The 265-nt window shown below is 58.9% G+C and carries 1 rRNA gene; it reads left to right on the top strand.

Features of this window, described 5'->3' with window-relative positions:
- Positions 1 to 265 (top strand): 23S ribosomal RNA (locus IG86_RS0138200); the annotation flags it as partial.

Below are 265 nucleotides of genomic sequence, written 5' to 3'. Positions count from 1 at the left end.
CCAAACCGTATGCGTGTGATACCCGGCAGGGGTTGCGCATGCGGGGTTGTGGGAATGAGCTTGATCGGTCTGCCGGCCGGTCGGCGAGTCAGAAACCGTTGATGTAGTCGAAGGACATGCGAAAGGTCCGGCGTAGAGGGTAAGACCCCCGTAGACGAAACATCAGCGGCTTGCTTGCTCATCTCCCAAGTAGCACGGGGCCCGAGAAATCCCGTGTGAATCTGGCGGGACCACCCGCTAAGCCTAAATATTCCCTGGTGACCGA

The sequence above is a fragment of the Streptomyces virginiae genome (genome assembly GCF_000720455.1).
Lineage (GTDB): Bacteria > Actinomycetota > Actinomycetes > Streptomycetales > Streptomycetaceae > Streptomyces > Streptomyces virginiae.
Note: the sequence above shows the minus strand (reverse complement) of the source record. Positions and strands in the feature narration are given on the sequence as shown.